Here is a 653-nt window from a genome sequence, read left to right as displayed (position 1 = left end):
ATCACTTGCCCTGGAAAGCTGATGCGGGGGCGGCATACCTATGCCATTCTCAAAAGAATGGAGCTGGACAGCTTAATTGCCTCGGATCTGAAAAGCTATGAGGATTTGGCCGTAAAACTGGGATCCGATTCTGAGTTTCGCTACCACATGGCTGAGGAGGTTCGGCAGCGATGCCACCTACTCTTCGAAGATCGAGAATGTGTGGCAGCCCTGGCCCATTTCTTCCTCACCAGGAAGCCCGACGCCAGTAGTGGTTAGCCCACTGCGAAAAAGGGTTTTGCTCTGGATCCCTTCCTGAGGACAAAATTGGCTCAACGGCCCCACTACGCCCTTGAAGCTCCCTTCTCGAGGTCAACAGCGGAACAGCTCCCCCAGGCCGGTGCAAGCCTAAACGTGGGAAAATCCTGTCAGTGATCTGCATTTTGCTGAGAATTGCTCAGAGCATCGTAATCTAGAGGAACATTGACATCCGGTGTCCGGAGGAGTGCTTATGCCAGGGCCAGCATCGAATGCTTCTAGAGCTCCGCAGGGATCCCTGCAGAGGCTGTTCTTGGGCCTTTTGGCCTCGGCTGCGGTTTTGGCAGGTTGTGGAGGAGGTGGAGGGAGTACAATACCGCCTCTGGTGAACGTCTGCGAACAAGCCTTCAGCCCAG

General features: G+C 54.8%; 1 pseudogene. It reads left to right on the top strand.

What is annotated here, in order from left to right:
* A pseudogene (locus tag NW820_RS13245) lies at positions 1 to 258 on the top strand (glycosyltransferase); the annotation flags it as partial.
* Between the last annotated feature and the right edge of the window lie 395 nt (positions 259 to 653).

This window comes from Synechococcus sp. R55.7, from assembly GCF_047461955.1.
GTDB lineage: Bacteria > Cyanobacteriota > Cyanobacteriia > Thermostichales > Thermostichaceae > Thermostichus.
Note: the sequence above shows the minus strand (reverse complement) of the source record. Positions and strands in the feature narration are given on the sequence as shown.